Annotated in this window: 5 protein-coding genes and 1 pseudogene; 1 reads left to right on the top strand and 5 read right to left on the bottom strand. The window is 63.2% G+C overall.

Annotated features, from left to right (window positions below; genetic code table 11):
- Positions 1 to 17 precede the first annotated feature (17 nt).
- From F3H32_RS17375 to F3H32_RS17365, 3 genes are read right to left on the bottom strand one after another with little or no spacing between them, the layout of a single operon-like run.
- Positions 18 to 1,196: an McrC family protein gene (locus tag F3H32_RS17375; protein WP_149766911.1), complete on the bottom strand. Its 1,179-nt coding sequence runs from the start codon at positions 1,194 to 1,196 to the stop codon at positions 18 to 20.
- Positions 1,193 to 3,703 (bottom strand): AAA family ATPase, encoded by a 2,511-nt coding sequence (locus F3H32_RS17370; protein ID WP_149766910.1) that lies wholly within the window; start codon positions 3,701 to 3,703, stop codon positions 1,193 to 1,195. Before F3H32_RS17370 ends, F3H32_RS17375 begins: the two co-directional genes overlap by 4 nt.
- A 43-nt stretch (positions 3,704 to 3,746) precedes the next feature.
- A complete protein-coding gene (locus tag F3H32_RS17365; RefSeq protein ID WP_223191530.1) occupies positions 3,747 to 4,883 on the bottom strand; it encodes a Fic family protein in 1,137 nt (378 codons plus the stop codon).
- Between the two features lie 201 nt (positions 4,884 to 5,084).
- Here F3H32_RS17365 and F3H32_RS17360 point away from each other — a divergent pair, with 201 nt between their 5' ends.
- Complete coding sequence (locus F3H32_RS17360; protein WP_149766909.1) at positions 5,085 to 5,870, top strand: hypothetical protein; 786 nt, start codon at positions 5,085 to 5,087, stop codon at positions 5,868 to 5,870.
- A gap of 166 nt (positions 5,871 to 6,036) precedes the next feature.
- Here the strand turns inward: F3H32_RS17360 and F3H32_RS17355 are convergent, their stop codons facing one another.
- Entirely contained in the window at positions 6,037 to 6,621 is a 585-nt protein-coding gene (locus F3H32_RS17355; protein ID WP_449406410.1) for a phage major capsid protein, read from the bottom strand.
- Positions 6,591 to 6,937, bottom strand: a pseudogene (locus tag F3H32_RS17350) (DDE-type integrase/transposase/recombinase); the annotation flags it as partial. The pseudogene F3H32_RS17350 and the gene F3H32_RS17355, both read right to left, overlap by 31 nt.

Below are 6,937 nucleotides of genomic sequence, written 5' to 3'. Positions count from 1 at the left end.
CGTGGAGAATGAAGGCATCAACTCAAAAATGGCAGGAGGGGATCGGCGTCGCGCTTACCATGATGGGGATATAGCAGTACGACGTTCGGGCAGTCGTAGAGCCTGCCATATGCCATCAGCTGGTAGACGTCCGCCTGGCTGACCCCCTGCTTTGGATCGTCGATCCGTGGCGTCATGCGCTTCCACTTCGTGTCGATGATCAGCGCTATCTTCTCGCCCTCCCGGACGATGAGGTCGGGCCTTGTGCGGAAGCGGCCGGTCTCGCCTTCGTAGAGACAATCCCGATGGCCGCCTTGCGACGACACACGGAAGCCCGTGCCGGCCAGAGCACGCGACAGGGTCCGTTCGATGTATGCTTCGAACAAGACGTTCATCTCGAAGAGCAGCGCGTGACCGTCGATGGTTCCCGCGCTCGTCTGCTGGTGCCGGTCCGATAGAAAGAGGCGTGCGAGAGACAGGAGATCCCGCCAACGACGATTGGTGCGGTCCAGGAGGATCCGGTCCCAGCGGAGGGCGTTGGGAGGAACGTCGGCTACGTCGGCATACACGAAGCTCAGCTCGCGCAGCGCGCGCTGGTTATCCGGAGCACCGGACAGACGCGACAGCTTGCTGACCGCCGCCCGCATGACCTGATTCAGGGCAATGTCCGGCGATAGAGCATCGAAACGGCATGCGAGCTTTTGTGGCGAGACCGCGAGCGTCGAGAACTGCCGTGTCACGTCCAGGCGTCCCCGAAGCGCAGGCAAGTCGTCTTCGTGTTCGAGGTAGTGGCGCGGCATCCCTTGGCGGACCGCGTCGGTGAGCTTCACACAGAACAGACGGATCAGAAGTTCGAGCACGGTCTCGCGCTGCCAGCCAAGCTGCGTCATCGCGCCGGCTTCGATTGGCAGATCGTAGGTCACCGCAAGCATGTGGATGAGGCGCTGCCTGAGTACCGCATCCGACACCCCGCTCTCGCCGCCCCCTTCGATTTTTGGGAGAATCTCAAGTTGGCAGTCGGGGGTGGCAATGACGCCGACGACTCCACGTGCTCGGAGCCCCTTCCGCCCGTGTTCCAGAACACCCTCACCCCCGCGCCCGGAGAAGGTCGATGTCCTCGCAACCGCGGCAAGCCGATCAGCCTGCGTCTCCGGGATCTCGGTGTCGCCGGACCCGTAGGCGATGCGCTCCCACTCGCGGATCGTGCGGCGGATCATGTCCCGACCAACTTGCTGTAGTCGAAGCCCTCATCGACGGATCGAACCTGCCAGCGAAACCGGGCGACAGCATCGCCGTCCTCGAGGCCCGGAGGCGGGTTCAGGACCGTACGCTTGAGAAAGCCACCGGTGATCGAACCCTCACCCGGTTCCAGGTCGCCGAGCACGGCCGCGATCTTGGCCCAGTCTTCGAAGAAGTATTCCGCGAGGAGCGGGATGACCTTGTGGCGCATGACCTCGTCGACATCTGCTTGCGAACTGCACGCAGTGAAGTAGGCGTGTCCGATCTGGTGTTCGCGGTCGTAGAGATACTCGATCCGCTCGTTGATCGTGGCGAGAAGTCGCGGCAGGTCGATCCCGCATTTCTGGCCAGCGTCTTTGAGGATGGATGCATCAGGCATCATTTCACGGAAGGTGAACCGCCGCCGGAGTGCAGTGTCGAGAAGCGCGATCGACCGGTCGGCGGTGTTCATGGTGCCGAGGATGTGCAGGTTGGACGGCACGCCGAATTCGTCCCCGGAATAGGGCAAGCGAACCCGTACCGCATTCGGCTGGTTGAGCCGCTTGTCGGCCTCGAGAAGGGTGATCAGTTCGCCGAAAACCTTGGAAATGTTCGCCCGGTTGATCTCGTCGATAATCAGAACGAACTGATCGGGCTCGTCACCCCCGTCGTTCCTCTGACTGTTCATGTAGCGCTCGAGCGCCGGAATATTGAGCTCGCTGTCGTAGAGCAGATAAATCGACTGCTGCATGAAGCCGCGGCTGTAGATCTCGCTGACCGCTACCCCGTCACGATCCAGCCAGAGCCATCGCACCGCGCGACGGTGGGCATAGCCCCCTTCCGGCCGTGGCTTGAACTCGTAATCGCCGACGAACTCCCCGATGGCACGGAACTGCTGGTTTCCCTTCGATACGATCACGATGTCGCCGTGCCGGACCCAGTTCCGGAATCGAAAGGGCATCTGCACCCATCCGGATCTTGAATCTATGTCGCCGCTGCCGTCTCGGTGGTCCTTGCAGGCTTCGAAAATCGCCTCCCGGCTGGCGTACTTCTCATCGCTCCAGTCGATGTCGTCGAAGCCGAGGAGCGTGTAACCGCCCTCTATCGCTTCCTCGAACAAGTGGGCGTCCTCGGGGTTGTTCGCTTCGCCGATCGACATCTTGAAGACCTGGCGGTCCTCCAGCCTGATCATGTCATCGCCCGATGAGCGCCCACGGCTGGTCTCCGCGCGCTTCGCGATCCGCCTGAATATCCCGTGGACCGTTTCGAGCCGGAAGCCAGCCGACTCCGCCTCACCTTCGCCGTCCGCCCCGGTCATGGGCTGCCGACCTTCGACAAAATCCTCGTAGGCCATCGACTGGTGGAATGTGACGAACTCGACGCGCCCGGCCGCCACGAGCCTCTGGTAGACCGCCATGAGCTCGGCCCGATCCTGCGGCACCGGCTCACCGCACAGCCGCACTGCCTCGGCCGCAGTGGAAAAGGTTTTCCCGGTGCCGGGTGGCCCGTAGAGAATGAGGTTCATGGGGGTGAATCCCTTCTGGATCTTGGCGTCAGTCGCGCGACCGTCGTCAGCACTGCTCGTTCCATTCACGCCGCCACGTGGGGGAACACCGATTGCCTGAGCAATCTCCGGAGAGAGCTCATAGCGAACAAGCTTGTCGCCGCCGTAGGTCAGGTAATTGACGGGTCCGCCGGCGATCGCCTTGACGCGTGACGCGAGGCCGTCGACGAGCATCGCCCGTGCGACATCGACGATGTCCTCCGTCTCGATAGCCTCATCCGCCTTGTTCCCGGCGCCTCGCGGCTTGATCCGAAATGCCGATACGCCGCTGCTGCGGTTGTAGTTCCTGACAGGCTGAAAGGGGGCCCCCGTCGCATCGAAAAGGACGAAGGGGCGGCTTCCATCGGACTGAACAGTCTCATCAAGCTTGAAGCGGAACACCGTGGCTGAGCTTTGGTCGGCCCCGATCCGTTCAGGCTCTGGGAGCTGCGCCATGTCCTGGAATATCCGTCCGGCCAGAGCTTGGCAGATATTCGGCCAGGCCTCCTTGAGCCCAAGTGCTTCGTTCACGTCGCGGACGAGCACGTCGACGTGGTCGCGACCTTCCTCACGCGCGGGCTCGATGTAGTGCTCGAGTATGTATTGCCGTATCCGATCAGCGTCCTTGGCCGCTCCCGGAGGGTCACCCGCCAGGAACCGCCCGTACTGCCCCAACCAGCTACCCCAGTTGGAGAGCCTGTTGTGGGGATTGTCGGAGTCCGGCATGAGGATTCGGTAGTCCTGACCGCCTGTTCGGGCATCCTCCCGAATTTTGCGCAGACGCTCTCGCAGCGCCTCGAACCTGTCGGCTTCCCATGCCTCGTCGAGATCCCGATGCGGCATTCCAAGCGCCGAAAGGTTCCGCTCAATGGTTCGGATCGCGTAAGCCCGCGAATTGCGGCCCGCTTCTGTCTGGGCTCCGCCTTGCTCGAGCCATGTCTTGAATTCGTGCTCTTTCGTCATTCACAGATCGCAGTTTTGGAGGTTCTAAATGGAGGTGATCGTTTCACCGCAATGGTTCAGTTCCTCGGCTGAGGATGCTCAAGTAGTCGCTGTAGACATACATCCGGCCACGCTGCTTCCCGGTCACCTCCCGCACGATGCCGAGATCCTCCAGATGCTGGATCGACTTCGCAATTGTCGGGGGCGAGATGCTCAGCCGCTGCGCCGCCGCGGGAATGCCGATGATCGGCTTCTGCTGAAGCAGCTGGTGAACCCGGAGGGCGGATGCGGCCGGGCGTCCGAGATCCTCGATCCGGTGCCGATCGGCTTCGAACAGAGCGAGGATCTCGCGCGCCGCCTCGGACGCCTGCAAGGATGTCTCGGCGATGCCGTCGAGGAAGAACTCCAGCCATGTCTCCCAGTCGCCATTCTCGCGGACCTGTTGCAGCAAGTCGTAATACTGGCGGCGATGCGTCTTGAAGTAGAGGCTGAGATAGAGGATCGGCTCCTTCAGGATGCCCTGCGTGCAGAGCAGGAAGGTGATCAGCAGGCGGCCGAGGCGTCCGTTTCCGTCGAGGAACGGATGGATGGTCTCGAACTGCACATGGACGAGCCCGGCCTTGATGAGGGTCGGCATCTCCGGCGTGTCGGTATGGATGAACGCCTCCAGGTCCGACATGAGGTCGAGGACGTTCTCGGGGGGTGGCGGCACGAAGAGCGCATTGCCCGGCCGCGTTCCGCCGATCCAGTTCTGCGAACGTCGGAACTCTCCCGGCTGCTTCGTGCTCCCGCGTCCCTTTTCGAGAAGGATGGCGTGGATTTCCCGGATCAGGCGCAGGGAAAGCGGAAAGCCCTCGCGGATCCGGTCGAGGCCATGGTTCATGGCGGCGACGTAGTTGGAAACCTCCTGCACGTCGTCGAGCGGGACACCCGGCGCTTCCTCGCTCTCGAATAGCAGCAGGTCGGAGAGCGACGACTGCGTGCCCTCGATCTGCGAGGACAGCAGCGCCTCTTTGCGGACGTACATGTAGAGGAAGAGCGGGGTGTCGGGCAGGATGGAGGTCACGCCATCCAGCCGGCCGATCGCGCGGTTCGCGCGCTCGAGCTGACGGTAGAGCCGATCCATCCTCACCGGCGGGGCCGGCGGCAAGGGGGGCGGCACGAACGCCTCTGCGCGTTCGCCTGCGGTCGAGATGGCCACGCGCTGACCCAACCGTGATGGCTCCGGTGATAACGCCATGGTTGAAAAAGGATCCTTTCCTTGGCAGGCTGCCTGAGAAAGGATATCGCATGTTCCTTTCTTTGTCGTGGTTCTAACGGAAGGTTCCTTTTCTTGTCGAGTGCTCATTCCCTCTGTCCGCGCCAGATCCGGTCCGGGCGCACCCTCTGAACCGGTGGCGCGATGGGACATCAGCGCCTCGGAAAACTCCCCACCCACCGATACCTGCCGGACATCGTCAGGTATCTGGTGACCGGTGGCGCACCCACCGCGCCGCTGGTGGAACAGGTGACCGAAGTCAGTCGGGACGCGCTGAAGCACGCGCTGAGGGACCCTGTCTTTGTGGAAGCGTTGTGGCTGCTCATCAGGTTGCCGCAGGCCGCTGCGTCGAAGGATTTCGGGGCAGCCCTCGCCGACATTGGCATGGGAGCGCGACCGCCGACTTCGGTGACTGAACTGATGGTCGCCTACAACAGCGCACTTGAGCGCGTGCAACGGCGTGTCCATGCGGGAGCGACGGACCTTGGCGACATCGCCCGCGAGGCGGGAGCCGCCGCGCTCGCTGAGGCCGTGGAGGCGGGCATGCCGATGTGGTCCCCAACTGCTGCCGATGTGCAGGCTTCAGTGGCGGCGCTGAGGTCACCGGAGAAATTCGGCGCCCTGGCCCACCATTTCCACGCGAACATCGTGGAACGCGTCATCCACTATTACGTCGATCGAACCTTGCACAAGCTCGTTGGCGCCGATCGCGTCGCGCGGTCTGTCCATGATCTCGCGACCTACAATTCCGCGATACGCCGTCACTGCATCGAGGCTGCGCTGATCATGCGCGCCTTCGCTAGGGACTGGCTTGGCAAGAACCAGTACCGGGACGGCAAGGACATATCGAGGGATGGTGCCCGCCGCTTCTCGGCCTTCGCCGTCGAGAAGATTGGGAACGAACTCAAAAACAGGAAGGGGCCAAAGTGAAACGATGCCTGATCGAATGCGGCGTGCCGCAGGCATCCGAGGCCGATGCGCTCGCGATGAACGTCAGCGAGCCCGGCAAGAACGTCAATCTGAGGATCGACTACATCAGCCGCTCGATGATCGGGAACATTCCCGACCTGTTGATCGACCTCCTCGAAGTGGCGGCCTACGCGCCCGCGTTCATGAACCAGCCCCGATGGTCGATGAACCCGGCCCCGAAATCGAGGATCACCCGGATCTCCACGCCGTCGACGTCCCAGCCCGAGCGGCTTTCTACCTGCGGGCCCTCCGCGCCCGAGAGATAGGCGAACTCCAGCCCGTCGATCTCGCCGGGGTCGGCCGTGACGTACCAGCGGGTGGCCGAACTGAGGCGCGGCTCGACCACCAGCGAGAGCGATCCGGAGAACGGGTTCACATCGGCCGCCGTCGCCGGTGCGATGCTGGCCAGCCACTTCTCGGCGGTGGTCTCCAGCGCGGGTGGCACCAGCAGGTTGCGGGGCGTCACGCGGATCGTGCGGTCCTCGATGCCCTTCTGGGTCCGCAGCGCCAGCCGGGCGGCCGAGAGCGTGGCGTCGGAGATCACCGCACCGGTGCCCGCCTTGTTGCCATGGTCGGCGTGGAACAGCGTCTTGCCGTCCGACATCGTCGGCCCGTTCCCGCTGCCCGCCTCCAGGAGGGTGATGAGGATCCGCGCCTCGGTCTCGGCCGCGGCCTGGCCCAGGCGACGGGATCGACAAGGTAGTGTCCGCACATCTGCTGGAACCGGCGATTATACGCGCGGTCGCGGCCGACGAAGATCGTGTCCACCGCCGTCTTCATGTTGTCGTAGATCCCACGCGCACAGGCGCCGCCGAAGAAGGCAAAGGCCTTGTCATGGGCATCGAACACCATTTCCTGCGTCTCTCGCGGGTAGGCCCGGACGAACAGCATCCGGCTATGACAAAGCCGGACGTGAGCCACCTTCACCGTGGTGGTCACGCCGTCGATCAGAACGACCTCGTGACTCCAGTCGAACTGGTAGGCTTCACCCGGATCGAAGCTCAGTGGCACATAGGCGGCGGCTGACG

This window comes from Paracoccus thiocyanatus, assembly GCF_900156255.1.
In the GTDB taxonomy this organism is placed as follows: domain Bacteria; phylum Pseudomonadota; class Alphaproteobacteria; order Rhodobacterales; family Rhodobacteraceae; genus Paracoccus; species Paracoccus thiocyanatus.
Note: the sequence above shows the minus strand (reverse complement) of the source record. Positions and strands in the feature narration are given on the sequence as shown.